The following is a 23,581-nucleotide window of genomic DNA, read 5'->3' as shown; positions in this document are numbered from 1 at the left end:
CGCGAGCTGCGCTCGCGGATGCCGGAGCTGGCCTGCCTCATCCTCACCTCGTTCGACGACGAGGACGCGCTGCTCGACTCGATCATGGCCGGCGCGGCCGGGTACGTGCTGAAGCAGATCAGCGGCACCGACCTGGTCTCCGCGGTGCGCACGGTCGCCTCCGGACAGTCGATGCTCGACCCGGGTGCCGCCACCCGCCTGATGGCCCGGCTGCGCGGCGACACCGCCGCCCCGCAGCCGTCCGGTCTCCCCCAACTCACCGACGGGGAGCAGGAGATCCTCGCACTGATCGGCGAGGGCCTGACCAACCGCGAGATCGGGGGGCGGCTCTACCTGGCCGAGAAGACCGTCAAGAACCACATCTCGCGGCTGCTGGCCAAGCTCGGCGTCGAACGCCGCGTCCAGGCCGCCGTCATCGCCACCCAGGCCCTGTCCGCCGAGGACCAGACCGCCGGACGGCTCTCCCACTGAGGCACGGTCCCTGCGGGCCCGTCCGACCCGCCCGCAGGGTCTCCGTCCGCGTTCTCGTCCGCTGAGCCCGCCGCCCCCGCGGCACGGCGCGGCCGGCCGCCGCCCGGGGGAGCCGGCCAGTCCGGCTCGGCCCCGCCGTCCGGCGGGCTCGACAGCTCCACCACTCGTGCATGCGGACCGCGGCCGGCCGCCGACCAGTGCCCGCATCGATGCCGAAGGCCGCCCGTACCCGCGTCAGCGCCGAGCGGTCCGATCCAGCCGGGTGGCGGTGAAGGTGACGATCCCTCCCGCCGCGGCTGCGCCGAGCTCGCGCCACGAGAGCGGCCCCGTCCCCAGAACCTCCTGGAGGAGCGGGAGGTACAGCGCACCGACGCCGAGCGCCGCGGAGGCCAGGACGGCCAGCGGGAGGAACGGGTTGGCCCGGGTGACCAGCCGCTCCCGCAGGCCGAGGACCACGCCGAGTTGCGCCGCCAGCAGCGTGAGGAAGAGGACGCTCTGCCACCGGCCACCGCCCGCCTCCGCCCACAGTCCGGCTCCCAGGCTGACCGCCGTCACCAGAACGCCGGTGCGCAGGACTCCCTGCCACAGCCCGGCCCCGAGCACGTGCTCGTCGGGCGGCCTCGGTGGCCGGCGCATGGCCCGCTCGGAGGCCGGTTCGGCGCCGACCGCGACGCCGGTCAGGCCGTGGGTGAGCAGGTTGATCCACAGGATCTGGCCCGCGCGCAGCGGGAGCGCCAGGCCGAACCACGGGCCCAGCAGCATGACGAGGATCTCGGCGGCGCCGCCCGACAGGGCGTAGAGCAGGAAGCGGCGGATGTTGTCGTACACCCGGCGGCCCTCCTGCACCGCGGCGACGACCGTGCCGAGTTCGTCGTCCGCGAGCACCAGGTCGGCGGCCTGCCGGGCGACCTCGGTGCCGCGTCGGCCCATGGCGACACCGATGTCCGCCTGTTGCAGGGCCGGCCCGTCGTTGACGCCGTCCCCGGTCATGGCCGTGACCGCGCCGTGCGCACGCCAGGCCTGGACGATGTCGAGCTTCTGCTGCGGATCGGTGCGTGCGAAGACCCGGACCCGGGTGAGGTCGCCGACCGTCCCCGCGGCGAGCTCGCGGCCGGTGACCACGAGAGCGTCGTCCGTCGTGCCGGATTCCAGCAGGCCGACCCGGCCAGCGACGGCCCGGGCGGTGGCCGGGTGGTCGCCGGTGATCAGCACCGGGACGATCCCGGCACGCCGGCAGGCCTCGATCGTGCGGGCCGCGGCGGGCTTCGGCGGGTCGCTGAGGGCGGCGAGCCCGAGCAGCCGCAGCCCGGTCTCCGCCGTGCCGTCCGCGGCATCGCGGACGTCCGATGCCACGGCGAGCACCCGGTAGCCCTCCGCTGCGAAGCGCGCAGCCGCCTCCCGGGCCCGCTCGACGATCTCCGGGGCGTCGACCAACACGTCCGGGTCGAGAACGGCTTCGGGCGCACCCTTGAGACACACCTCCAGCCGCCCCGCGGCGATCCGGTGGACCGTGCTCATCCGCTTGCGGACGCTGTCGAACGGCTGCTCGTCGATCCGCGGGCTGTCGGCGGCGAGCCGGGCCGGATCGTGCCCCGCCTTGGAAGCCGCGGCCAGCAGTGCCGCCTCGGTCGGATCACCGAGCGCCGTCCACGACCCGACTTCGGACGAAGGGGGCTGGAGCGAGGCGTTGTTGCACAGCGCCGCCGCGCGCAGCAGAGCGCGCACGGCGATCGGCCCGGCAGGGCCGTCGGTGCGCACCTCTCCGGTCGGCCGGTAGCCCGATCCGGTGACGGTCGCCGCCCAGCCGGGACCCCACAGTTTTTCGACCACCATGCGGCCCTCGGTGAGGGTGCCGGTCTTGTCGGTCGCCAGCACCGTCACCGAGCCGAGGGTCTCGACCGCGGGGAGCCTGCGGACGACCGCGTGCCGGGCCGCCATCCGCCGCGCGCCGAGTGCAAGGGCGAGCGTGACCACGGCCGGCAGCGACTCCGGCACGGCGGCGACCGCCAGGCTGATGGCGGTGACCGCCATCGCCTCGAATCCGAGGCCGCGCAGCAGTCCGAGGAGGAACACCACGGCGCACAGCGCGACCGTGACGGCCGCAAGAACCCGGCCGAGGCCGGCCAGCCGGCGCTGCAGCGGGGTGCGTCGGGCTCCCGGGTGCAGCGAGGCGGCGATCCTGCCGAGGGCGCTGTCCGCACCGGTCGCGGTGACGGCGGCGACGGCGCGGCCGCGGAGCACGACCGTGCCGGCGCTGAGGACGGCGGCGTCGGCCGCGTCCTTCTCCACCGGCACGGACTCGCCCGTCAGCATCGACTCGTCCAGCAGCAGCGCCGACGCCTCCACGAGCCGGGCATCGGCCGGAACGATGTCGCCCTCCTCCAGCAGCACGACGTCGCCGGGAACGACCCCGGCCGCCGGGACTTCACGCTCGGCACCGTCCCGCAGCACCCGTGCGACGGGCGCGCAGAGCGCCGACAGCGCCGCAACCGCGTTGTCCGCCCGGATCTCCTGTGTCACCCCGACGGCCGTGTTGACGACCACGACCAGCCCGATCACGATCGCGTCGGCATGGTCGCCCGTCGCCAGCGTGAGAACGGTCGCGGCCAGCAGGACGAGAATCAGCGGGTCGCGCAGCTGCGCGGCCACTCGCGACCACAGCGACGGGCCGGGCGGAGGCGTGACTTCGTTCGGGCCGTGCTCGGTCAGCAGGCGTTCGGCCTGCTCGTGGGTGAGCCCGGCGGCGCGGGTCCTGGTCGCGGTCACGGTTCCTTCTCCGGGCGGGACGGTTCACTGCCGCCCTGGTCGAAGCGGCGCGACGGACGTCTGCTTCCTGCCGACCCCGGAGGGGCGGCGGCAACTCCGAAGCCTGCGGTCCCTCCCATGCTCGGCCGTGTGTACCGCGTACGGCAGGGCCTCCCGGCCCCGGCCCCGAGGCCGTCCGTCCCTCCGGGCCGGGACCGTCGTCGAAGGTGCTCGATCGGTCGGTCCAGGGGCGCGGCCCGGCTGCGGCCGGCCCGCGCGGGACGGAGGACCGGACGACGCCGCTCGCGGTCGGCCACGGACCCGGGGTGCACCCGGCCGGGCGTATCGGGCGGTGTCGGGAACGCGACTGCCGTCATCGGCAGCCGTTCCGTGCAACGGACGGGCCCGGCAGCGGGCGAGGAGGTGCGCGGCATGACGGCAGGCGGCGGCACCCCGGACACGTCGGCGGAGAGCCGGGTGATCGGCACCGACGGCCTGGCGGCCCTGGTGGCCCTCGTCCACCTGGCGGCCGGCTCCGGGCGGGGGGCGCACCGCCGGCAGCCGGGCCGCGGAGCGTGATCACGGTCGGTGGTTCCCGGGCCGGGTCACCCGCCCGGTGCCTGCATCGGCGCGCCGACCGGGTCGGTGGCACCCTGGTCCAGGCGGAAGGGCGGGTACGCGTCGGTCATCAGGGCCGCGTACGCGACGACGCGGAAGACCCAGCGGTTCAGCCCGACGATCAGGTCGAAGATGCCCGCCGGATAGCGGGCGGTGAAGGCCAGCGACACACCGGCGAACAGGGCGAGCAGGCCGATCAGGCCACCGCCGCCCCTGTCTCCCACGCCGCCGAGGAAGAAGCCGAGGACGGCGTAGTGCGGGATCGCCAGCAGCCACCACTTCACCAGCACCAGCCCCCGGGACAGCCGTTCCGGGCGGGCGACGGCGAGTGTGGCGGGGTAGTCGGGCTCCTCCGCGAGGCTGAACGGCGGATAGCGGTCGGTGCCGAGGCCGCCGTAGGAGTAGTACGAGACCCGCCACGTCCAGCGCAGTACCCCGAGGTTGAAGTCGAAGATCCACCGTGGATAGGCACCCGTGAAGAGGACCGCGAAGAACACGACCACCGTCAGCAGGGCGAAGGCCGCCCAGAGGAAGCAGAGGACGATCCAGTGGGGTATCGCCAGCAGCCACTTGACCAGCCAGAGCCAGCGCGAGACCGGTAGGTCCAATCTGGCTTCGAGCCGTACGGGAGTCGTCCGAACGCCGGTCACGGCGATCACCTCCTGGCCGGTTGGCGCGATGCCGGAGGGCCGGTACGGCCGGGCCTCCGACACGCTCTGGACAGCCCCATGGTCGAACGGCCGCGAAGGCCGGCGGCAGGGCCGCCCGGCCCGGGCACCGGGGTCGACCGCCCCTCGGGGAGGTGCGCGGGGCCGGTCGGGCACCGACCGACGGCTCACTCCTGATCCGTCGTGCCCCGGGACCGGTGCGCCGCCGGCAGGTCGGTGAGACGGGCGACCCGGGCGCGGAAGACCCGCCAACGGCGTTCGTTGTCGTGGACGAGTGCGGCCGACTCGCTGAGGAGGTCGGCGGCGCGGGCGATCAGCTCCGCGGCCGAGTAGAACCGCCGCGGGGCGACCGGCTCCTCGGCCAGGTCCGCCCTGAGGGCCACGGGACGGAGATCGACCCGCTCGAGGATGTCGGCGGCCCGCTGCAGCAGCCGTCCGGCCAGGTCGGAGAGGTGGGCCGCTTGCCAGTCGTTGAGGATGATGCGGTGCCGCTCACCGAGGAGGTCCGCGAGGTCTGCGAAGTCGAGCAGCGCCGCTGCGCTGTCCCAGGAGGCCTGCATCACGGTGGCGAGCCAGCCGGCGCCCGCTCGGAGGTCGTCCGCGGTGCGCACGAGATCCCGCTTGAGGTGGGCGAGTTCGACCGGCTCGCCCTGGCCCTCCATGAACAGGACCCCGTTCAGCTGGAGCGCCACCGGCGCGGTGAGGTCGTCGGCACCCTCGAACGGGTTGAGCGGCGAGGCGGGCTCCGGCCGGGCCGCCGACCAGCGGTCGGCCAGGGCGAGCAGTGTCCTTGCGTCGCGTTGCAGCCGGACGGCCTGCTCGCGGGGCGCGGACGCATAGAACTGCTCGTGCTCGCGGTGGAACCGCGCCAGATTCGCCATCGCGTCGAGCAGCGCCGGGGGCGGGGAGCCCGGGCCGGGCCCTGCGGTCTCTTCCACATCCCCCATGGTCGCCTGCCGAAGGCCGGACGGCTTCCCGTCAACTGCCGCAGGCGGTCCCGCCCCGGGCGGGCCGGTGCCGTTCGGACCGGGCCCGAGGGTCGGACGGCCCACGCCACCGCCGCCGTCTCCGGGAAGGCTTGAAGAGACGGAGCACGGAGACTCTCCGGGAGGTGGGCTCGGTGATGTACTGGAACGACGGCGGTTGGGCCTGGATGATGTTCATGCCGCTGCTCTGGATCGCCCTGATCGGCGCGGCCGTCTGGGCCACCGTCCGGCTCACCCATCGTCCGTCCGAGCGGCCCGGCGACGGCACTCGGCAGAGCGAGACACCGCGCGAAATCCTCGACCGCCGCTACGCCTCCGGCGAGATCGGCACCGAGGCCTACACCGAGGCGCTCGGGCACCTCGCCGAGAGGTCGCCGAAGCCATGAAGACCGGCCCGCTCCGCGGGCGGTGGCTGCCCCTCGTGGTGCTCGTCGCCGCCCTGGCCGCGATCGTCGCATCCCTCGTGTGGGTCGCCGGCAGCACCGGCGGCTCCCCCTCGAGGTCCGGCCCCGGCCCGATGACGGGAGCCGTCCCGGCCGGCGCACCGGTGCGCTCGTTCGCGGATGCCGACCGGGCCGTCGAACGCTTCGCCGCCCCGCGGAACCTGCACGTGGGCGAGGTCATGCGGTTCAGCAACGGCTACTACGCCGAACTCCTCGACCCGGCAGGCCGACGCGCCACCGAGGTGCTCGTCGACCCCGGCGGCACCGTCCGGCTCGAGTTCGGTCCGGCCATGATGTGGAACACGGTCTACGGCATGATGCCCGCCCCCGCCCGCGTCGCCACGGTCGGCCCGGAGCAGGCCGTCGGCATCGCCGACCGGTGGCTGGCCGGCCACCGCGCGGGCGAGCACGCCGGCGAGGCGGACGCCTTCCCCGGTTACTACACCATCCACACCCTCGACGGCAGCGGCCGGATCACGGGCATGCTCTCCGTCAACGCCGCCACCGGCCAGGTCTGGTACCACACCTGGCACGGCACCTTCCTCGGAATGCAGGAACACCCCGGGTCCGACTGACGCAGCCGTCGGCCCCGGCCCGGTCCTCCTACACGGCGCGGCGGTAGAACCACACGCCCAGCGGAGCGAAGACGGCCACGATGGCGGCGGCCCAGGCGAGCGCCTGCCAGACCGCACCGGTCGCCGGACCGCCGAGCACCAGGATCCGAACGGCCTCGGCGGTCCGGGAGACCGGTTGGTGGGCGGCGAAGGTCTGGAGCCAGCCCGGCATCGTCCCGACCGGGACGAAGGCCGACGAGGCGAAGACCAGCGGGGCGAGGACCGGGAAGGCGGCGGCCTGGGCCGTCTCCGGATCGCCGACGGCGAGGCCCACCACGGCGAAGACCCACGACATGGCGAAGCCGAACGCCAGGACCAGGAGGATCCCGCCCAGGAAGGCCGGGACGCCGGCGTGGATGCGGAAGCCGATGGCGAAGCCGACGGCGGTCATCAGCGCCACGACGAACACGTTGCGCACCAGATCGGCCGTGGTGCGGCCGACCAGGACGGCGGAGCGCGCCATGGGCAGCGACCGGAACCGCTCCATCAGGCCGGTCTGCATGTCGGTGGCCAGGCCGATCGCCGTGTTCATCGATCCGAAGACGGCCGTCTGCACGAAGATCCCGGGGATCAGGAAGTCGACGTACCGGACGGGCCCCAGCGCCGGTGACACCACGCCGCCGAAGACGTAGCGGAACATCAGGACGAAGACCGAACCGGGCGGCACGTCGAAGTACACGTCCTCCAGCGCGGTCAGCGACCCGAAACGCTTGCTCAGGCCGAGGACTCTGATCGCTGCCTGTCCCATGGGCCGGCCCCTTGCTCCGACGGACACCCGGCCGGACCTCGGCCGGACCCGCAATCAAGTCTCCTCCGCCCCGGCGGTCGGCTCCTGATCAGGCGTGCCCCGAACGACGTGCTGCCCGATCTCCTCGGAGCACCCGGCCCACCCGACAAGGACCGCTCGGCCCTGCCGACGGCGGCGCCTCGGCCTCTACGGTTCCCATAGGGGGAGGAACGACCCGGGTTGGAGGAGCAATGACCGGCTCTCGACAGTCCCGCCCGGTCGTCGTCGGTGTGGACCACAGGGACAGCGCGCAGCCGGCCCTGGTCTGGGCGGCCGACGAAGCCGAGCGTCGCGGGGTGCAGCTGCGGCTGGTGCACGCAACGCCGGCGAACCACCACCGGTCGCACCGCGCCGGAGGCGCTGGGTCCCGGAAGGCCGGGCGCCGGGTGCTCGAGGAGGCCGCCGCCTTCGTCTCGGACGGACACCCCGACCTCGACCTCGCAAGCGTCCTTGCCGAAGGTCCCCCTGCCCAGGTGCTGTGCCACGAGTCGCACGACGCGTGCCTGGTCGTCCTCGGTTCGCGGCGGCTGAATCGTCTGGAGGAGTTCTTCAGCACGAACTCGGTGGCCGTCCCGGTCAGCGCCCAGGCGGCCTGCCCGGTGGTCGTGGTGCTGGGGCCCGGGAGCAGCACCGGGCAGCCGCCGTACCTCGTCGCCGGTGTCGACGGCAGCTCGGCCTCCCGCGCCGCTCTGGGGTACGCCTTCACCGCCGCCGCGGCCCGCGGTGCAGACCTGCGGGTGCTCTGGGTCTGGCAGCCGTCCCTGCTGGAGTCCACGGACGAAGTCGTCGTGCTCCAGAAATGCCGCCGCCTGCTTCACGAAGCGGTGGCCGAGCAGGCGGAGGACTTCCCGGACATCGCGGTGACCCGGCAGGTCGTCCGCGGCCATCCGGTGGAGGAACTGGCCGAGGCCTCCGAGAGCGCGTCGGCGCTCGTCGTCGGACGGCGCGGCCGCGGCGGGTTCACCGGCATGCGGCTCGGCTCCGTCTCCCACGGCCTGCTGCACCGCGCCCACTGCCCGGTCATCACCGTGCCCGCCCCCGACACCGACTGAGCCCCGCTGCCGGCCGATCCGGAGGATGCACCGGCCTGTGCCACCGTCCTGCGCCCGGCGGCGGTGCAGGAGCACTGCCCGGCGGCCTTCACCCGCCCCGGCCGTCCTCGGGCCCTCCCGCCGGTGTGATGGGGCCGATCGGCACCAGCCAGGGCCGGGGTGGCGGGCGAAGAATGGAGAACGACCGAACCGGCCGGAGCAGGGTGGCCGAGGTGAACCGGCGCCGCCGTCCCGGCGCCGCCCGAGCAGTGCGAGGCCGAAGCAGAGGAGGGTGGTGCTCCGTGCAAGCCCTGATCGTCTACGAAAGCATGTACGGCAATACCCGCGAGGTCGCCGAGGCGATCGCCGAGGGTGTCCGTGAAGCCCGTCCGGACGCCTCCGTGGTGTGCCTGCCCGTGGCCGGCGCCGCCCTCGGGCGTACTCGGTCGGCCGACCTCCTGGTGGTCGGCGGTCCCACCCACGTTCACGGGATGTCGAATGCTCTGAGCCGCCGGGTCGCCGTCGCCGTGGAGGCCAAGAAGGAGGGCCGCATCGAGGAGGTGCACGAGGCGGCCACCACCGCGGCCGGCCCCGGCCTGCGCCGATGGTTCCACGAACTGCCGGACGCCGTGCCCGGCACTCCTGCGGCCGCCTTCGACACCCGCATGGACGGCAGGCAGGCGGGCGGCGCAGCCGCCGGCATCGCCGAGCGGCTCGTGCACCACCACTACGACCTCAGGGCCGAGCCCGAGGGCTTCTTCGTCGAGGAGGCCGACGGGCCCCTGCGCAGCGGCGAACTCGCCCGTGCGAAGGCCTGGGGCTCCACACTCCTGTGACCACCCGCCGTACCGTCCGACCTGTTCACCGGAAGCGGGAGACCGGGCGCGGCAACATCCTCTACCACCGCTATGACGGCAACTACGGCCTGATCACACCCGCCGACTGACGGCGACGACCACGCCCGGCGGCCCCGCCGAGGACGTGCTCGCCGTCGCCGGCGGACCTGCGCCGCAGGCAGGCACCCCGGGCGTGCCCTCTATCCATACCCCTAGGGGTATCATCGCGAGCAAGGCCATCCATCGGAGGCCAGTCATGTTCGCGTCCCGCCACCCGGGCGCACCCCGGGAAGCCACCCCGATCGAGGCATACCGCGATGCCCGGGAGAACGGGGCGGTCCTGCTGGACGTCCGCGAGGCGGACGAGTTCGCCGCAGGCCACGCACCCGGCGCTGTGCCGTTCCCACTCGGGCGGCTGGCCACGGACGGGGCCCTGCCGCTCGCCGCGGCGGGGCGGACGGTGCTGGCGATCTGCCGTTCGGGCAACCGCTCGCAGCAGGCCGTCACCGTCCTCGCCGAACGCGGCGTGGCCGCCGTGAACGTCACCGGCGGCATGCGGGCCCGGGCCGAGGCCGGACTGCCGGTCACCACTCCCGGCGGCCGGGCCGGGCGGGTCGTATGACCGCGCTCGTCCTCGCCCTGACCGCCGGTGCCGTCGTCGGTCTGGCGCTCGGCGGCCTGGGCGGAGGGGGCAGCATGCTCGCCGTCCCCGCCCTGATCTACCTGCTCGGCTTCACCCCGGCCCACGCCGGCACCGCCGCCCTGCTGATCGTCGCCGTCACCTCGCTGACCGGCCTGCTCGCGCACGCCCGGGCCGGCCGCGTCCGCTGGCGCACCGGTCTGCTGTTCGCCGCCGCCGGCCTGCCGGTCGCCGCCGCAGCCGGCGCCCTGTCCGCCCGACTGCCCGCCGTCCTGCTCACCGTCGGCTTCGCGTCCCTGGCGGCCCTCGCCGCCTGGCGCATGCTGGCCGCCGGCCGGAGCACCGCTGCGTCCGCCACCGGCCGGGAGGCCCGGGCGGCACGGCCGACGGCGGTCCGGTCCACGACCGCAGGCGCCGGACTGGGTGCCGTCACCGGCCTGCTCGGCGTGGGCGGCGGCTTCCTCGCCGTCCCGGCGCTGGTGTCCGTCCTCGCGTTCACCATGGCGGAGGCCGTCGGCACCAGCCTGCTGGTCATCTCCGCGAACTCCATGGCCGCGCTCGTCCCCCGTCTGGGGGCGACCGGCGGCCTCGACTGGGCGGTCGTCGCCCCGTTCACCGCGGCCGCCGTGCTCGGCGCCTGGGACGGCAAGCGCCTGGCCGACCGCTTCGGCGGCCGCACGCTGCAGAACGCCTTCGCCGTCGCGCTGCTGGCCGTCGCCGCCCTCATGCTCGTCGACGCACTGCGCTGACCGGCCCCCGTGCTCCACCCGGTGCCCCCGCCCGGGTGGCCACCCCGATGTCCCGGAAGGACTCCCCCGCACCATGACCACTCCCGTGACCGTCGACCAGCTGCACCCCCGCCTCGCGGAGTTCACCGTCATCGACGTCCGCTCCCCCGGCGAGTACGCTGCCGGCCACATCCCCGGCGCCCACAACATTCCGCTCGACCGCCTGGACGAAGCCCTGCCCACCCTGCGCGCCGTGGCCGAGGAGGGCGGGATCGCCGTCGTGTGCGCCTCCGGCAACCGCTCCCGGACGGCCTGCGAGCGGCTCGCCGTCGCCGGGATCACCGCCCTCACACTGATCGGCGGCACCTCGGCCTGGGCCGGCGACGGCCACCTGCTCGACAAGGTTCCCGGGGCACGCGCCGTGTGGGCCATGGACCGGCAGGTCCGCCTCGTCGCCGGAAGCCTCGTCGTCGCCGGCGTCCTGGCCGACCTCGTCCTGCCCCGCACCCGCTGGATCTCGGCGGCCGTCGGCGCCGGGCTCGCCTTCTCCGCCGTCACCAACACCTGTGCCATGGGCAACCTGCTCGGCAGGCTCCCCCACAACCGCCCCCGTACGGCCGGCACCTCGCTCGATGCGACCCTGGCCGGCCTCCGCGGCTGACCCCGCCGCGCGTACGCACGCAGCCCGTGCCCGTCCGCCCGGTCGATCAGGGTCGAACGGCCCCAGCGGCGGTCCGGCGACCCGGCCGACGCTGGTGGTACGGGCGCAGGCGCGGCGACCCGCTCGGTGGGTCACGCGCCTCACCCGGCCGGATACGGAGGAGGCGACGGAACGATGACCGATCGGACAGGACAGGCGATCGTCGTCGGAGTGGACGGCTCGGAGCAGTCGCGGCGGGCCTTGCACTGGGCGGTCCGCCAGGCCGCGCTGACCGGCGACACGGTACGGGCGATCATCGCCTGGGAGCCACCGTTCACGGGGTGGGGCTCGGACGTCCCGGCCTCCGGGGAGAAGGCGATGGACGACATCGCGGCAAGAGTGCTGGCGGAGAGCGTCGAGAAGGTCGCCGGCGCCGAGCCTGCGGTCGGGATCAGCACGCATGTCACCCGGGGCACTCCCGCACAGGTGCTGCTGTCGGCGGCCGGCGAGGAGGACGTGGCCCTGCTGGTGGTGGGGAGCCGTGGCATCGGTGGATTCGCCGGGGCCCTGCTCGGCTCGGTGGGACAGCACTGCGCGCAGCACGCGCCGTGCCCCGTCCTCATCGTGCGCGGCCGCTGACCGCGCCCGGCCCTGTCTTCCGGGAGAGGAGACGAATGATGTCCAGGCAGCCGACCGGCACCGGGCCGGCGGATTTCCCGGCGGAACACCGGGGCGACATCGCACGACGGGTGTCGCTGTACAGGCAGCGGCTGGGGCTCAGCCGCGAGGAGGTGGCGGAGCGGGCCGGCATGGCGGTGGAGTACCTGGAGTACCTGGAGTCGTCCGCCGCAGTGCCCGACTCGGCACCACTCACCCGGCTGGCGGGCGCCCTGGGCACGTCCGTCGACGAACTGCTCGGCGCCGGGACGGAAGTGCCGCCGGGTCGCACGGCAGCCGCCGCGCGTCCGGTCGTCGAGGAGCTCGCGCCGGCGGAGTGCTGGGCGAGGCTCGCCTCCGGCGGAGTCGGCCGGGCGGTGCTGTGCACCGGGGACGGTCCCGTCGCGTTGCCCGTGAACTTCGGGGTGCTGGACGGAACGGTGGTCTACCGCACCTCGGAGGGGAGCAGCGTGTGTCCGCAGGCCGGTGCGCGCCTCGCGTTCGAGGTGGACCGCATCGACGAGGCGCTGAGCTCGGGTTGGAGCGTGCTGGTGAAGGGCACCGCCGTCCGGCTGGAGGAGCCCGAGGTCGTCGGGCACCTGAAGCACCGCGGCCGTCCCGACCCCTGGGTCGGCGAGGGGCGCGACGTCTGGATCCGGATCCGCACGTCGTCGGTCACGGGCCGGAACATCCGTACCGACGGACCCGCCGGCCGTTGAGGCCGGAACCGGTGCCGCCCCTGGACGAGGAGCGGCACCGGGCATAGGCACGGCCGGTCAGCCGCCGGCCCGGTAGGCGTGCGGGCGCTCGAGGTGGACGTCGGTGTCGTCCTCGGCCCAGTCGAGTGTCTGATGGACCGCCACGACTCCGTCGACGGCCCGGCACAGCTGCTCGGCGATCGGGATCAGGCTGCGGCGCGGGAGGCGGCCGGCGACGGTGACGACACCGTCCTGCACGGTCACCTGGACGTCCTCCGGGGCGGTCCAGAGGACCTGCCCGAAGACGTCGTGCACGATCTCCTCGCGGATCGCCGCGTCGTGCCGCAGGAAGACCTGCAGCAGGTCGCGGCGGCTGACGATGCCGACGAGCCGGCCGGCCTCGTCCACCACGGGCAGGCGCTTCACCTTGTGCTTGTCCATCTGCCGGGCGGCTTCCGGCACCGACCAGCTGGGCCTGGCGGTGACCGCCGGCGTGGTCATCAGCCCTCCGGCCGTCTCCGCCTCGGCGCGGGCCCGGTCCTTCGGGGGCAGCCAGCGCCCCGGTGTGCGGCCTTCGGGGTCGGGCAGCACCGCCTCCTTGCGGAGCAGGTCCGCCTCGGAGACCATGCCGATCGGCCGGTCCTGGTCGTCGAGGACCGGGACGGCCGTGATGTCGTTGCGGTGGAACAGGGCCACGACCTCCTTGAACGGCGTGTCCGGCTTCGCCGTCACCACTTCCTGGGTCATGACGTCGTGAACGCTGCGGTGCTGCATGGTCCTTGCTCCTCCCTTGTCGGGCATGCACTCCCACTGTCCGCCGACCGCTCCGGCCGGTGCAGGGCCGATCGGTCCTGACTGCCGGGCCGATCCGCCCCGGACCGGCGACCGGGCCGCGCGGCCCGACCGTCGCGGCCTCAACTGCGCGTCTCCGTCCTGTCGGTGACCGAGACGACGCCGTCGATCGAACGGCACAGCCTGCGGACGATCGGGGCGAGGTGGGGCGGGTCGATCGTGCCGCTGAGTGTGACCCGCCCCTGGTCGACGTCGACGCCCACGGCGGCGGGGTCGATGCCCTCGATCTGGCCGAGCACCTCGTCGGTGATCTCCTGCGAGATGGCCCTGTCGTCCCGGAGGAAGACCTTGACGAGGTCGGCTCTGCTGACCATGCCGACCAGCCGGCCATCGGCGTCCACGACGGGCAGGCGCTTTACTTTGTTCCGCTCCATGTGCCGGGCAGCGGCGACCACGCTCGCGTCGGCGGTGATGCACACGGGTGGGGCGGACATCAGGCCGGCCGCTGTGGCCCGGTCGCCTTCTGGGCGGGAAACGGTGCGCATCTCGTCGGGATCATCCTGTACGGCCTGGGTGTGCATCAGGTCCGCCTCGGACACGATGCCGATCGGGCGGTCCGATCCGTCGACCACCGGCACGGCGCTGATGCGGTGCACCGCCAGGGTGGCGGCGATCTCGCGGAAGCCGGTGCTGGGCGGGACGCGGACCACCTCCCGGGTCATCACGTCGGCCACCTGCCGGTGTCTCACAGCCGGCCTCCGTCCTTACGGGTGGTTTGCTCTTCGCCCCCGGCCGGCTGGATGAGGCGGCCGGTCACGGTCTCCGGGGCGATGCGTATCCACAAGTGCCGGGCACCGCCGGCCCAAGGCGCGGTGGCTGCCAGCCGGTCGAGCCGCCGGGCCTCGGCGGGATCACCGACGCGGTCCGCGCCTCCGCCGATCAGGACGCTCCACCCGGAGCTTGTGGCGTCGTTGATCCGGTCCACTTCAAAGCCGACGTCGGACCCGGCCGCCGTTGCCGCGACTCCGAAGTCGGACGTGCGGTAGGCGATCGCGTGGTCGTCAACGGTGTAGTTGACCGGCAGGACGATCGGGTGGTGGTGGCCCAGCAGGGCGATCCGGCCAACGCCGTGGGTGCCCAGCCGCTCCCAGCACTCCTCCTCGGTGAGCCTGAGCAGTCGGGCGCGCCGGGCCGCCTGCGGGCGCCCGGGGGACGCGTCGGGGCGCCCTTCGACAAGCTCCTCACGGCTCACGCCGAGGACGTGCGCGAGGCGGAACATGGCACCCGGGTCGAAGCCCGGCCCGAAGTCCAGGAGGTAGCCGAGGTAGCGCGGCGACATGCCGGCGCGGGCGGCCGCCTCGTTTTGGGTGAGGCCGAGTCGGCGGCACCGCGCGACGACCCGTCGGGTGATGTTCTCCGGTTCGTCGGTCATGCCGGCCCAAGGGATGGGCGCCATCATGTTCATGTCCATGATCTGCGGTCCTCAGGTGCGGAAGAAGGCGACCTTGAGCGCCCCCGTGCGGGCCGGGTCGGCGAAGACGTCGTAGCCGTCCTGCATCTCGTCGAGACCGAACCGGTGGGTGACGAGCCCGCCCGGGGCCAGGCGGTCGGCCGCCAGCATGTCGAGCAGCAGCGGGGTGCTGCTGGTGTCCACCAGACCGGTGGTGATGGTGACGTTCCTGATCCACAGGTCTTCGAGGTGGAGCGTGGCGCTCTTGCCGTGGACGCCGATGTTCGCCACCCGTCCGCCGGGCCGCACCAGACGGGTGCACAGCTCGAAGGTGTCGGGAAGGCCGACCGCCTCGATCGCCACGTCGGCTCCGCGTCCGTCCCTGCCGAAGCCGTCCTCGGCGGCCCGAGCCACCTCCTCGGGGCTCATGGCGCTGTCGGCACCCGCCCGTTCGGCGGCCTTCCGCCGGCTCTCGGCGAGGTCCACCGCGATGATCCGGGCGGGGCTGTAGAGGCGGGCGGTGGCGATCGTCGCGAGCCCGATCGGGCCGGCGCCGACGATCACCACGGTGTCACCGGGGCCGACCCGGCCGTTGCGCACCCCGACCTCGAACGACGTGGGCAGGATGTCGGCGAGCATCAGCGCCGCCTCGTCAGTGACCCCCGCGGGCAGCTCGTGCAGCGAGTTGTCGGCGAACGGAGTGCGGACGTACTCGGCCTGAGTGCCGTCGACCAAGTGGCCGAGGATCCAGCCGCCTCCGCCGGTGCACTGGCCGTAGGCGGCCTGCCGACAGGAGGCGCAGCGGCCGCAGGCGGAAATGCAGGAGACCAGGACGCGGTCGCCGGCCGCAACGGTGCGCACGCCCGTCCCGGTCTCGACGACCGTCCCGACGGCTTCGTGGCCGAGGATCCGGCCCTCGGCGACCTCGGGGACGTCGCCCTTGAGGATGTGCAGGTCGGTGCCGCAGATGGTCACCGCATCCACGCGCACGACCGCGTCCTCGGGATCGGTGAGGACGGGGTCGGAAACCTCGCCCCACAGACGGCGGCCCGGCCCGTGGTACGTCAGAGCCTTCATGTCCGGTCACTCCCTCGGACGCCCCGGCGCCGTCGCACGCTGCCGGGCTTCCCTTTCAGCGTCGTGCCGCCACGGCCACCGCACCATGGGCCGGACGGCCCGCGGGGCGGGTCGAGCGGCCCCACCACCGCGGCGCGCATGGGCGGTGCCGTGGCTAGCCTGGAGACGGCGCTCCGATGAGGACGGAGAACGGAGAACAACGTGGGCAAGGACCGGGACGAAGGCGCTTCCCCGCTGCCGCAGCTTCACCTGGACGGTCTGCTCGACGAACTCCAGACCCGGCTGGACGCCGCCCGGATCGCCCGCGACCGGGTGCACAGCCTCCTGGAGGCCGTGCTGGACGTCGGCCGGGACCTGGACCTCGCTCAGGCCCTGCGGCACATCGTCGAGGCCGCCGTGACCCTGGTCGACGCCGAGTACGGCGCACTGGGCGTGATCGGCGAGGACCGCACGCTGTCCCAGTTCATTCCGGTGGGGATCAGCGATGAGCAGCGGGAGCGGATCGGCCCGCTGCCGTCCGGGCACGGCCTGCTGGGCGAACTGATCCGCCACCCGGTACCGCTGCGCATCGACGAGATCGCGGACCATCCGTCGTCGGTCGGCTTCCCCGAGCACCATCCACCGATGCACAGTTTCCTCGGAGTGCCGATCCGGGTGCGCAGCAAGGTCTTCGGCAATCTGTACCTGGCGGAGAAGCGCGGCGGCGGCGGCTTCGACGTCGATGACGAGGCGGTGCTCGCCACGCTGGCCGTGGCCGCGGGAGTGGCGATCGACAATGCCCGCCTGTACACGCAGGCCCGGTTGCGGGAGCGGTGGCTCACCGCGGGCGCCGAGGTCACTGGCGGCCTGCTGTCGGGCGAGGCGGAGCAGGCGGTGCTGGACCTGTTGGTCAGCCGCGCGGCCGAGATCGCCGGCGCGGACCTCGCGGTGGTGGCGTTCTGCCTCCCGGAGACGGACGAACTGGAGGTCAGGATCGCGGTGGGCCTGCGCAGCGGCGACCACCAAGGCCTGGTGCTGCCGATCAAGGGCTCCTTCATGGGCGCCGCCGTGCAGTCGGCCGATCTCGTGGTCAGCAGGGACGTCCACAAAGACCCGCGGATCACGGCCGGACCACCGCGGTGGGAGGGTCTCGGACCGGCGATCGCCGTGCCGATCGGCACGACGGAAGGCGGCATCCGCGGCGTGCTGATGCTCGCGCGGGCCGAGGGCGCGCCGTTCTTCGACGCCGACGAGTCGGCGCCGCTGCGGGGCTTCGCGGCCCAGGCGGCGGTGGCGATGGAACTCGCGGAGCGGCGCCGCGACTCGGAGCAGGTCGCTCTGCTCCAGGAGCGCGACCGGATCGCCCGGGACCTGCACGACCTGGCCCTCCAGCGGCTCTTCGCCACCGGGATGACCTTGCAGGGAGCGACCCGGTTCATCGAGCATCCGGAGGCCGCCGACCGCGTGCTGCGGGCCATCGACGACTTGGACGAGACCGCCAAGACCATCCGGTCGACGATCTTCGGCCTGCGGACCAGGCGGTCCGGACCGGCCGGCAAGGGGCTGCGGGCGCGGGTCGTGGAGGTCGTGGAGCGGGCAACCGCGGTCCTTGGGTTTGCCCCGGCACTGCGGATGGCCGGTCTGATCGATGTCACGGTCCCAGCCGGAACAGCGGACGAGGTGCTGGCCGTGCTGCAGGAGGCGCTGTCCAACGCGGCCCGGCACGCCGGTGCCACCTTCGTGGAGGTGACGCTGACCGCTGGCGCCGACCTGGTGCTCACGGTCAGGGACAACGGTGTGGGACTGCCGGAGGGCGGCAGGCGCAGCGGCCTCGCCAATCTGGCCGAGCGGGCGGCCGGGCTGGGTGGCGGGTTCGATGCCCGCACCCGGCCCGAGGGCGGGACGGAGCTGGTCTGGCGGGTGCCGCTGCCGGCCGCCTGAGTTCACGGGCGCTCGTCGTCGTCCTCGTCGATGCTCTCGGTGACGGGGAGCCGCGGTGTCGGGGCGCCTTCGGGGCCGTAGCCAAGCCTGAGGATCATCTGCACGCAGTCGGGTCCGTGGGACGGGTCCCGGGTCGCCCAGCGCGAGTGGGGCCACTCGAGGGCCTGGTGCAGCATCGAGGCGCGGACCTGGTGGAGGGTGGCGACCAGGAGCACGTGCTGCAGGGCCAGCCCTGCGCGTAGCCAGTCGACCGGGCGGTCCTGGTGGGTGGACAGGACGGCGATGCACGGGTGGGCCTCGAAGACGGCGGGCGGCAGGTGGTCGGCCGGGTCGATGGCGGAGAAGTCCCGCACCGGCAGTCGGCCTGCGGCGTCCTGCGGTCCGAGGGCGCTGCGGGGGATGCCCAGTGGCGGGCCGCCGGGTTCCTGGATCCAGGTGCGGCTCTCGCTGCGGCGCCGGATGTCGGTGGTGTTGGTCCGTTCCGCCTCGGCGGTCAGGTGGAGGAGCCGCTGGGTCTCCTCGGGGTCGGGGATCTCGAGCATCGTCTCCTCCGCCCGTGCGGCTGCGACGAGTTCGGCGAGGACGGCAGCCGGCACGGGCGGCCCGGAGAACGGGGTGCGGATGGTGTGCCGGTGCCAGATCGCGTCGTACAGTTCGGCGGTGCTGGGGAGGGTGACGAGGGCCGGCCGGTCGAGCTCGACGGCTGCCAGCAGGTCGGGTTCGGCCGGATCGGGCAGCAGCCGGATCTCGGGGGCCCAGCCCAGGTGGCGGGCCGCGGCGCGGACGTTGAAGACGGCGGCTCCGACCGAGATGTGCAGGGCCTGGCCCCGCGGGTCGGTCTGGGGCAACTGCCGCTCTCCGACGGCGCGCACCTCGAGCGTGGAGGTTTCGGGGCGCAGCCTGAAGTGCCACGGCTGGCTGTTGTGGATGGACGGTGCGGCGACCGCCGCGGCGACCAGTGTCTCCAGCGCGGTGGCGTCGAGGGTGATGGCGGTCATGACGGCTCCTCCGACGGTGTGGTCAGCGGGAGGCCGGCCGGCGGGACGACGCCGGCGGTCAGCAGCCCGGGGACGAGCGGGGTGGCGGGGCTCGTCATGGCGATGCCCCGCCCGTTCGTTCCGTGGTCGGTCCGGTGCGTCATCGTGGGCTCCCGGTCAGCGGGGGCGGATGCCCTCACTTCCACGGTCCGCCCGCGGCGACGGGAGCACATGGGCCGAGCGGCCCGATCCGCCGGGTCGTGCGGCTCAGTGGGGGTGCGACGACCGGTGCTCCGTGTCGACCTGTGCGGCCAGGACGGCGGCCTGGAGGCGTCGCTCGACTCCGAGTTTGGCGAGCAGTCGCGACACGTGGTTCTTGACGGTCTTCTCGGCGAGGTAGAGCTCCTTGCCGATCTCCCGGTTGGTCCTGCCCTCGCCCACCAGGGCCAGGATCTCGCGCTCGCGCGGTGTCAGCTGGTCGAGCAGTGCCTCGGTGTCGGTCTCGTCGTGGTGGCGCAGGTTCTCCATCAGCTTGCGCGTGGTGGCCGGGTCGAGCATCGACCCGCCCGCCGCCACGGTGCGGACGGCACTGACCAGGTCCGCGCTCTTGACCTGCTTGAGAACGTAGCCGGCCGCCCCGGCCATGATCGCGTCCAACAGCGCGTCGTCGTCGTCGAAGGACGTCAGCATCAGGCAGACCAGGTCGGGCATCCGGTCGCGGAGCTCGCGGCAGACGGTGACTCCGTCGCCGTCCGGGAGCCGCACGTCGAGCACGGCCACCCGTGGTTCGAGGGCCGGCACCCGTGCCAGTGCCTGGGCGCAGGTGCCCGCCTCGCCGACGACCTCGATGTCGGGTTCGGCGTCCAGCAGGTCCTTCACCCCGTGCCGCACGATCTCGTGGTCGTCCAGCAGGAACACCCGTACGGGCTGTTCGGTGTCGCCGTCCCGGGTCGGTTCCATAACGGCCTCCCTGCGCGTGTGCTTTGTCTGTTCCCGATTCTGTGCGTCCCCCTGCCGCACCGGCCGGTCGGGCTCATCCGTACGGGACGACGGCGACCGGGACGCGGATGCGGCCGGCGACCGCGCGGGCCACCGGGCCGAGGCCGTGGCCCGAGCGGCCGACGACGAGGAGGTCGCAGTCCTCGCCCGTACGGACGAGTTCCTCGGCCGGGGCGCCCAGGCGGATCTCCGCGACTGCGCGCGGAGGTACGAGGCCGCGTTCGGCCAGGGACTCGGTCAGCCGCTGCAGCACCCGTCGCGTGTGCTCGGTGGCCTCCCGCTCGACGGCGACGATCCGGAGTCCGGCCCCACGGGACTCGGCCCCCTCCCGTGCGAAGTCGAGGACCTGCGGGGCGGGATGGTCGGGATCGACTCCGACGACGACGCGCCTGGTCGGGGTGGCGGGCGCTCCGTCGTGCAGCAGGACGGTGGGGCAGTCGGCCCGGCCTGCCACGGCGGGCCCGACCGCGTCGAGGAACCGGGGGCTGAGGTGCCTCGGCCCCCGGGTGCCGAGTACGACGAGCCCGACCCCGCGGGCGGCGGCGAGCAGTCCGCGGGGCGCCGGCCCGTCCACGACGGCGGTCCGCACGTCCAGGCCCCGGTGGTCGAGGCGCAGGCGGGCCGCCGTCTCGGCGAGCAGACCGAGCGCCCGGCCGCGGACCTCGCCGGCACCCGGGAGACCGGGCGCGGCGCCCATCGGCCGGGGCAGCGGGTGGACGAGGCACAGCGGCACACCGCGGCGCCCGGCCTCGGCCGCGGCCCAGTCGGCGACGGCCGGCGCGGCGGGCGAGCCGTCGATCACCGCCATCACGGGCGCCGCCACGGCGTTCACCCCGCCGGCAGCTCAGGCCGGGACGACGAGCCGGACTTCGGCGTCGACCACACCCGGCACGCTTTTGACCAGGTGTTCCAGCAGCGCGGCCGTCGCCGTGTCGGGGAGCGTTCCGCTCAGCGTGACCCGGCCTTCGTCGGCCCGCACGTTGATCCCGGAGGCATCCGCCGGGCGGAGGGCGGCGACCAGCTGGAACCGGACCTGGCCGGCGAGTTCCTCGTCGTCGCGGAGGTGGATCTTGAGCAGGTCGCCCCGGCTGACGATGCCCACGAGGCAGTCCTCGGCGTCGACGACGGGCAGGCGCTTGAGGTGCATCCGTGCCATGGACCGGCCGGCCTCGGCGATCGGGCTGTCCGGGTGGACGGTCACCGCCGGCGCGGTCATCATGGCGCCCGCGGTCATCCCCTGGTAGGTCTCGGGCTCGCGGTCCTGGGCGGTCAGCAGGTCGGCCTCGGAGACCACGCCGATCACCCGCCCGTCGCCGGTCAGCACCGGTACCGCGCTGACCTGCCACTGCCGCAGGGTCTCGGCGACCTCCCGGAAACCCGCGTCCCGTCCCACCGCGACGACCGCATGGGTCATCACGTCGCCGACCGTGTTCCAGGTGCTGTTCATGGCGTGATCCTTTCGGGGGGCGGCACGGCGGCCTCCTCGTGCAGGGTGCTGCGGGAGACCGGGCCGAGCAGGTCGGTGAAGTGCTGCAGGACGTCGAGGAAGAGGTCGTCCACGGTGATGACACCGACCGGCACGCCGTCCCGCAGGACGGGGAGCCGCCGCACACCGGTGCGGCGGAACGTCCGGTAGGCGGCGTTGAGTTCGTCGTCGGCGTCGACGGTGAGCGGCGGGGCGGACATCAGCCGCGACACGGAGGTGTCCGCGTCCGCGCCGTCGGCCAGGACCCGGACCACGAGGTCGCGGTCGGTGAGGACGCCGAGCAGGGTCTGGCCGTCCGCCACCAGGACGCAGCCGATCGCCCGGTCCGCCATCAGCCGGGCCGCCTCGGCGGCGGTGCTGTCGGGCGGGACGGTCATCGGGGGCGAGATCATGAGGTCCGAGACGCGCATGTGCCGGCCTCCTTCACGGCCATGGTGACCTCGGGCGGCCGGATCAGCGTGTTGTGGACCGTGCAGTGGGACGCCACGGCGAGCAGCCCGGCGGTCCGTTCCTCCGGCAGCCGGGGGGCGAAGACGGACACGTCGGCCGAGGCGATCCGCGCGGGCCGGTCGGTCGCCATGGTGTGGTCGACGGTCACCCGGAGCCCTTCGCGGTCGATGCCGTGCCGGGCCAGGTAGCGGCCCGCGTAGTGGGCGACGCAGCCGGCGAGGGATGCGGTGAACAGTTCGAGCGGTGTCGGCGCCGTGTCGGCCCCGCCGTCCGCCACCGGCTGGTCGACGGTGAGCACGTGGCCGCGGACGGAGACGGCGTACTGGTCGCCGCGCAGGTGGACCGCCTCGGCGTGCCGGGGTCCGTCCCGGTCTTCTGCGGCGGCCGCCTCGCGGAGCAGGGCCGCGGCCACATTCCTGGCCTCGGCACACGTCAGGGCGGCCCGTCCGGCTCCGCCGAGGTCGAGCAGCACCGAGCCGGTGTCGGCGGGGTTCACGCGGACGTGTGCCGAGACCGGTCCGCCGGATGCGACGTCCATCAGGTGGGTCCGAGTGGGCATGACGGTTTCTCCGTGCTCCTCCGGGCCGCCCGCAACGGCGCGGGCTCCTGCTCCCAGGACAGCCCGTCCGGCGCGTGACGGCCAGGGTCGGCCGGTCGCGTCCCGGCGGGACCGTGGGTACCGGCGGGCAGGGCCGTTCGGCCCTCCGCCCCCCTTCCGGTGAAGCTCCCGGCCGGCGAGGTGACCGCTCCCGGCGCCGAACAGGTCTTCCGTGGGCCGGCTTCTCCGACACGCTCGTGCTCCGGAAGGAGGCCGCTCCCACCCGGCACCGAGCCACTGCTGCACCGGATGACGGCGGACGGGGCGTCGGCCCGGGGGCGGGTTGTGCGCACCGGCCCCGGCGGGCGGGGCCGGTCGGCCCTCCCCGGCAGGCCGCGGCCGACCGTAGCGTGACAGCGAGGCAGTGACCCGCTCGTGGGAGGAGGAACCCGTGCAATCCGCCGCCGCACGCCGTCCGATCGTTCTGGGCGTCGACGCCCCCGCTCCCGCGCCGACGGCCGTGGCCTGGGCCGCGGACGAGGCCCACCGGCGCGCCCGGCCGCTCCGGCTGGTCCACGCCGTGTCGCCGCCGCCGTACGGATTCACGAGCGCCGAATGGGTCGGCAGTCTGAAGGAGGAGCACCGCAGGGGCGGCACGGTCCTCGACCGGACGGCCCTCCTGGCGAGGCAGCGCCACCCGTCCCTGGAGGTCACGACCGACATTGTCGAGGGCGTCACGGACCAGGTCCTGTGCGAGGAGTCCCGGCACGCCGAACTGGTCGTCGTCGGATCGCGGCGCCTGAGCCGCGCCGAGGAGTGGCTGAGCGCGTCCTCGGTCACCGTCCCCCTGAGCGCCCAGGCGCACTGCCCGGTCGTCGTGGTGGGTGCGCCGGAGCACTCGACCCAGGAGCCGCCCTTCGTGGTCGTGGGAGTGGACGGCAGCCGGTCGTCGGCGGCCGCCGTGGACTTCGCGTTCGACCTGGCGGCGCGGCGCGGTGCCGAGCTGCAGGCCGTGTGGGCCTGGCAGCCCCCGTCCGTCCTGCCGGCCGACGAGCGCACCGCCGTGCAGACCCTCCGGCGGCAGCTGTCCGAGGCCACGTCCGGGCAGGTCGGTACCCACCCGGACGTCCGGGTGACCCACGAGGTGCTCGTCGGGCACCCGGTCGAGCAGTTGGCGGCCGCGTCCGCGCACGCACTGGCCGTGGTGGTCGGCCGGCGCGGCCACGGCGGGTTCACCGGCATGCGCCTCGGCTCCGTCCCGCACGGACTGCTGCACCACGCGCGCTGCCCCGTCGTCATCGTCCCGACATCGGCCGACCACCGCCACTGA

At 74.1% G+C, this 23,581-nt stretch carries 28 protein-coding genes; 13 read left to right on the top strand and 15 right to left on the bottom strand.

Features of this window, described 5'->3' with window-relative positions; translation table 11 throughout:
- On the top strand, nucleotides 1–471 hold a 471-nt coding region (locus tag AB0M03_RS24580), incomplete at its 5' end, for a response regulator transcription factor (RefSeq protein ID WP_363494308.1).
- A 234-nt stretch (nucleotides 472–705) separates the two neighbouring features.
- Here AB0M03_RS24580 and AB0M03_RS24575 read toward each other — a convergent pair.
- Nucleotides 706–3,237 (bottom strand): cation-translocating P-type ATPase, encoded by a 2,532-nt coding sequence (locus AB0M03_RS24575; RefSeq protein WP_363494306.1) that lies wholly within the window; start codon nucleotides 3,235–3,237, stop codon nucleotides 706–708.
- Between the two features lie 411 nt (nucleotides 3,238–3,648).
- Between AB0M03_RS24575 and AB0M03_RS24570 the strand changes: the two genes are divergently transcribed.
- Nucleotides 3,649–3,795, top strand: a complete 147-nt coding sequence (locus tag AB0M03_RS24570) for a hypothetical protein (RefSeq protein WP_363494304.1) — start codon at nucleotides 3,649–3,651, stop codon at nucleotides 3,793–3,795.
- Nucleotides 3,796–3,821: 26 nt separating this feature from the next.
- Here the strand turns inward: AB0M03_RS24570 and AB0M03_RS24565 are convergent, their stop codons facing one another.
- Entirely contained in the window at nucleotides 3,822–4,484 is a 663-nt protein-coding gene (locus tag AB0M03_RS24565; protein ID WP_363494302.1) for a DUF4389 domain-containing protein, read from the bottom strand.
- A 185-nt stretch (nucleotides 4,485–4,669) separates the two neighbouring features.
- Nucleotides 4,670–5,440, bottom strand: coding sequence for a hypothetical protein (locus AB0M03_RS24560; RefSeq protein ID WP_363494300.1), 771 nt, complete (start codon nucleotides 5,438–5,440; stop codon nucleotides 4,670–4,672).
- Between the two features lie 185 nt (nucleotides 5,441–5,625).
- Between AB0M03_RS24560 and AB0M03_RS24555 the strand changes: the two genes are divergently transcribed.
- Both AB0M03_RS24555 and AB0M03_RS24550 read left to right on the top strand, forming a co-directional pair.
- Nucleotides 5,626–5,874 carry a hypothetical protein gene (locus tag AB0M03_RS24555; protein WP_363494298.1) on the top strand — a complete coding sequence of 83 codons (249 nt, stop codon included), beginning with the start codon at nucleotides 5,626–5,628 and terminating at the stop codon, nucleotides 5,872–5,874.
- Nucleotides 5,871–6,506: a hypothetical protein gene (locus tag AB0M03_RS24550; RefSeq protein ID WP_363494296.1), complete on the top strand. Its 636-nt coding sequence runs from the start codon at nucleotides 5,871–5,873 to the stop codon at nucleotides 6,504–6,506. The genes AB0M03_RS24555 and AB0M03_RS24550 overlap by 4 nt, the downstream gene beginning before the upstream one ends.
- 28 nt (nucleotides 6,507–6,534) lie before the next feature.
- On the opposite strand, the gene AB0M03_RS24545 is transcribed toward AB0M03_RS24550, so the two are convergent.
- On the bottom strand, nucleotides 6,535–7,293 hold the full coding sequence (locus AB0M03_RS24545; protein WP_363494294.1) for an ABC transporter permease: 759 nt from the start codon (nucleotides 7,291–7,293) through the stop codon (nucleotides 6,535–6,537).
- Between the two features lie 230 nt (nucleotides 7,294–7,523).
- On the opposite strand from AB0M03_RS24545, the gene AB0M03_RS24540 reads away from it, so the two are divergent.
- The 7 genes from AB0M03_RS24540 (at nucleotide 7,524) to AB0M03_RS24510 (ending at nucleotide 12,583) form a co-directional block, all read left to right on the top strand.
- The gene (locus AB0M03_RS24540) at nucleotides 7,524–8,384 is read left to right on the top strand and encodes a universal stress protein (protein WP_363494292.1); all 861 of its coding nucleotides are present in this window, start codon (nucleotides 7,524–7,526) and stop codon (nucleotides 8,382–8,384) included.
- Nucleotides 8,385–8,665: 281 nt separating this feature from the next.
- Nucleotides 8,666–9,199: a flavodoxin domain-containing protein gene (locus tag AB0M03_RS24535; RefSeq protein ID WP_363494290.1), complete on the top strand. Its 534-nt coding sequence runs from the start codon at nucleotides 8,666–8,668 to the stop codon at nucleotides 9,197–9,199.
- 256 nt (nucleotides 9,200–9,455) lie between these two features.
- Nucleotides 9,456–9,821, top strand: a complete 366-nt coding sequence (locus AB0M03_RS24530; protein ID WP_363494288.1) for a rhodanese-like domain-containing protein — start codon at nucleotides 9,456–9,458, stop codon at nucleotides 9,819–9,821.
- Nucleotides 9,818–10,588 (top strand): sulfite exporter TauE/SafE family protein, encoded by a 771-nt coding sequence (locus AB0M03_RS24525; RefSeq protein ID WP_363494286.1) that lies wholly within the window; start codon nucleotides 9,818–9,820, stop codon nucleotides 10,586–10,588. The genes AB0M03_RS24530 and AB0M03_RS24525 overlap by 4 nt, the downstream gene beginning before the upstream one ends.
- A gap of 73 nt (nucleotides 10,589–10,661) precedes the next feature.
- Nucleotides 10,662–11,228, top strand: a complete 567-nt coding sequence (locus tag AB0M03_RS24520) for a rhodanese-like domain-containing protein (RefSeq protein WP_363494284.1) — start codon at nucleotides 10,662–10,664, stop codon at nucleotides 11,226–11,228.
- Nucleotides 11,229–11,402: 174 nt separating this feature from the next.
- Nucleotides 11,403–11,846 carry a universal stress protein gene (locus tag AB0M03_RS24515; RefSeq protein ID WP_363494282.1) on the top strand — a complete coding sequence of 148 codons (444 nt, stop codon included), beginning with the start codon at nucleotides 11,403–11,405 and terminating at the stop codon, nucleotides 11,844–11,846.
- Nucleotides 11,847–11,956: 110 nt separating this feature from the next.
- Nucleotides 11,957–12,583 carry a pyridoxamine 5'-phosphate oxidase family protein gene (locus AB0M03_RS24510; RefSeq protein WP_363494280.1) on the top strand — a complete coding sequence of 209 codons (627 nt, stop codon included), beginning with the start codon at nucleotides 11,957–11,959 and terminating at the stop codon, nucleotides 12,581–12,583.
- A 57-nt stretch (nucleotides 12,584–12,640) separates the two neighbouring features.
- Here the strand turns inward: AB0M03_RS24510 and AB0M03_RS24505 are convergent, their stop codons facing one another.
- From AB0M03_RS24505 to AB0M03_RS24490, 4 genes are all read right to left on the bottom strand, one after another.
- Nucleotides 12,641–13,336 carry a CBS domain-containing protein gene (locus AB0M03_RS24505; RefSeq protein ID WP_363494278.1) on the bottom strand — a complete coding sequence of 232 codons (696 nt, stop codon included), beginning with the start codon at nucleotides 13,334–13,336 and terminating at the stop codon, nucleotides 12,641–12,643.
- Between the two features lie 140 nt (nucleotides 13,337–13,476).
- The gene (locus AB0M03_RS24500) at nucleotides 13,477–14,103 is read right to left on the bottom strand and encodes a CBS domain-containing protein (protein ID WP_363494276.1); all 627 of its coding nucleotides are present in this window, start codon (nucleotides 14,101–14,103) and stop codon (nucleotides 13,477–13,479) included.
- Complete coding sequence (locus AB0M03_RS24495; RefSeq protein ID WP_363494274.1) at nucleotides 14,100–14,825, bottom strand: pyridoxamine 5'-phosphate oxidase family protein; 726 nt, start codon at nucleotides 14,823–14,825, stop codon at nucleotides 14,100–14,102. The genes AB0M03_RS24500 and AB0M03_RS24495 overlap by 4 nt, the downstream gene beginning before the upstream one ends.
- Nucleotides 14,826–14,837: 12 nt before the next feature.
- Nucleotides 14,838–15,881 (bottom strand): alcohol dehydrogenase catalytic domain-containing protein, encoded by a 1,044-nt coding sequence (locus AB0M03_RS24490; protein ID WP_363494272.1) that lies wholly within the window; start codon nucleotides 15,879–15,881, stop codon nucleotides 14,838–14,840.
- 201 nt (nucleotides 15,882–16,082) lie between these two features.
- Here AB0M03_RS24490 and AB0M03_RS24485 point away from each other — a divergent pair, with 201 nt between their 5' ends.
- The gene (locus AB0M03_RS24485) at nucleotides 16,083–17,801 is read left to right on the top strand and encodes a GAF domain-containing protein (protein ID WP_363494270.1); all 1,719 of its coding nucleotides are present in this window, start codon (nucleotides 16,083–16,085) and stop codon (nucleotides 17,799–17,801) included.
- A gap of 2 nt (nucleotides 17,802–17,803) precedes the next feature.
- Here the strand turns inward: AB0M03_RS24485 and AB0M03_RS24480 are convergent, their stop codons facing one another.
- The 7 genes from AB0M03_RS24480 to AB0M03_RS24450 all read right to left on the bottom strand — a co-directional run bounded on the left by AB0M03_RS24480 (nucleotide 17,804) and on the right by AB0M03_RS24450 (nucleotide 22,272).
- On the bottom strand, nucleotides 17,804–18,799 hold the full coding sequence (locus AB0M03_RS24480; RefSeq protein ID WP_363494269.1) for a hypothetical protein: 996 nt from the start codon (nucleotides 18,797–18,799) through the stop codon (nucleotides 17,804–17,806).
- Nucleotides 18,796–18,942 carry a hypothetical protein gene (locus AB0M03_RS24475; protein WP_363494267.1) on the bottom strand — a complete coding sequence of 49 codons (147 nt, stop codon included), beginning with the start codon at nucleotides 18,940–18,942 and terminating at the stop codon, nucleotides 18,796–18,798. Before AB0M03_RS24475 ends, AB0M03_RS24480 begins: the two co-directional genes overlap by 4 nt.
- A gap of 103 nt (nucleotides 18,943–19,045) precedes the next feature.
- Nucleotides 19,046–19,738, bottom strand: a complete 693-nt coding sequence (locus AB0M03_RS24470; RefSeq protein WP_363494265.1) for a response regulator transcription factor — start codon at nucleotides 19,736–19,738, stop codon at nucleotides 19,046–19,048.
- Between the two features lie 73 nt (nucleotides 19,739–19,811).
- The gene (locus AB0M03_RS24465; protein ID WP_363494263.1) at nucleotides 19,812–20,600 is read right to left on the bottom strand and encodes a universal stress protein; all 789 of its coding nucleotides are present in this window, start codon (nucleotides 20,598–20,600) and stop codon (nucleotides 19,812–19,814) included.
- A 21-nt stretch (nucleotides 20,601–20,621) separates the two neighbouring features.
- The gene (locus AB0M03_RS24460; RefSeq protein ID WP_363494261.1) at nucleotides 20,622–21,224 is read right to left on the bottom strand and encodes a CBS domain-containing protein; all 603 of its coding nucleotides are present in this window, start codon (nucleotides 21,222–21,224) and stop codon (nucleotides 20,622–20,624) included.
- Complete coding sequence (locus AB0M03_RS24455) at nucleotides 21,221–21,673, bottom strand: CBS domain-containing protein (RefSeq protein ID WP_363494259.1); 453 nt, start codon at nucleotides 21,671–21,673, stop codon at nucleotides 21,221–21,223. The genes AB0M03_RS24460 and AB0M03_RS24455 overlap by 4 nt, the downstream gene beginning before the upstream one ends.
- A complete protein-coding gene (locus AB0M03_RS24450; protein WP_363494257.1) occupies nucleotides 21,652–22,272 on the bottom strand; it encodes an OsmC family protein in 621 nt (206 codons plus the stop codon). Before AB0M03_RS24450 ends, AB0M03_RS24455 begins: the two co-directional genes overlap by 22 nt.
- 430 nt (nucleotides 22,273–22,702) lie before the next feature.
- On the opposite strand from AB0M03_RS24450, the gene AB0M03_RS24445 reads away from it, so the two are divergent.
- Entirely contained in the window at nucleotides 22,703–23,581 is an 879-nt protein-coding gene (locus AB0M03_RS24445; RefSeq protein ID WP_363494255.1) for a universal stress protein, read from the top strand.

Origin of the sequence: Kitasatospora sp. NPDC051914 (assembly GCF_040680995.1) — a bacterium.
Lineage (GTDB): Bacteria > Actinomycetota > Actinomycetes > Streptomycetales > Streptomycetaceae > Kitasatospora.
This window is presented reverse-complemented; position numbering and strand designations above follow the sequence as displayed.

Bases quoted from the DNA above. Each gene is read 5' to 3' on its own strand.
- AB0M03_RS24475 (WP_363494267.1), bottom strand. From the start codon at position 18,942: ATGACGCACCGGACCGACCACGGAACGAACGGGCGGGGCATCGCCATG.
- AB0M03_RS24540 (WP_363494292.1), top strand. From the start codon at position 7,524: ATGACCGGCTCTCGACAGTCCCGCCCGGTCGTCGTCGGTGTGGACCAC.
- AB0M03_RS24550 (WP_363494296.1), top strand. From the start codon at position 5,871: ATGAAGACCGGCCCGCTCCGCGGGCGGTGGCTGCCCCTCGTGGTGCTC.
- AB0M03_RS24480 (WP_363494269.1), bottom strand. From the start codon at position 18,799: ATGACCGCCATCACCCTCGACGCCACCGCGCTGGAGACACTGGTCGCC.
- AB0M03_RS24545 (WP_363494294.1), bottom strand. From the start codon at position 7,293: ATGGGACAGGCAGCGATCAGAGTCCTCGGCCTGAGCAAGCGTTTCGGG.
- AB0M03_RS24555 (WP_363494298.1), top strand. From the start codon at position 5,626: ATGTACTGGAACGACGGCGGTTGGGCCTGGATGATGTTCATGCCGCTG.
- AB0M03_RS24570 (WP_363494304.1), top strand. From the start codon at position 3,649: ATGACGGCAGGCGGCGGCACCCCGGACACGTCGGCGGAGAGCCGGGTG.
- AB0M03_RS24505 (WP_363494278.1), bottom strand. From the start codon at position 13,336: ATGCAGCACCGCAGCGTTCACGACGTCATGACCCAGGAAGTGGTGACG.
- AB0M03_RS24470 (WP_363494265.1), bottom strand. From the start codon at position 19,738: ATGGAACCGACCCGGGACGGCGACACCGAACAGCCCGTACGGGTGTTC.
- AB0M03_RS24460 (WP_363494261.1), bottom strand. From the start codon at position 21,224: ATGAACAGCACCTGGAACACGGTCGGCGACGTGATGACCCATGCGGTC.
- AB0M03_RS24490 (WP_363494272.1), bottom strand. From the start codon at position 15,881: ATGAAGGCTCTGACGTACCACGGGCCGGGCCGCCGTCTGTGGGGCGAG.
- AB0M03_RS24515 (WP_363494282.1), top strand. From the start codon at position 11,403: ATGACCGATCGGACAGGACAGGCGATCGTCGTCGGAGTGGACGGCTCG.
- AB0M03_RS24520 (WP_363494284.1), top strand. From the start codon at position 10,662: ATGACCACTCCCGTGACCGTCGACCAGCTGCACCCCCGCCTCGCGGAG.
- AB0M03_RS24450 (WP_363494257.1), bottom strand. From the start codon at position 22,272: ATGCCCACTCGGACCCACCTGATGGACGTCGCATCCGGCGGACCGGTC.
- AB0M03_RS24530 (WP_363494288.1), top strand. From the start codon at position 9,456: ATGTTCGCGTCCCGCCACCCGGGCGCACCCCGGGAAGCCACCCCGATC.
- AB0M03_RS24525 (WP_363494286.1), top strand. From the start codon at position 9,818: ATGACCGCGCTCGTCCTCGCCCTGACCGCCGGTGCCGTCGTCGGTCTG.
- AB0M03_RS24455 (WP_363494259.1), bottom strand. From the start codon at position 21,673: ATGCGCGTCTCGGACCTCATGATCTCGCCCCCGATGACCGTCCCGCCC.
- AB0M03_RS24495 (WP_363494274.1), bottom strand. From the start codon at position 14,825: ATGGACATGAACATGATGGCGCCCATCCCTTGGGCCGGCATGACCGAC.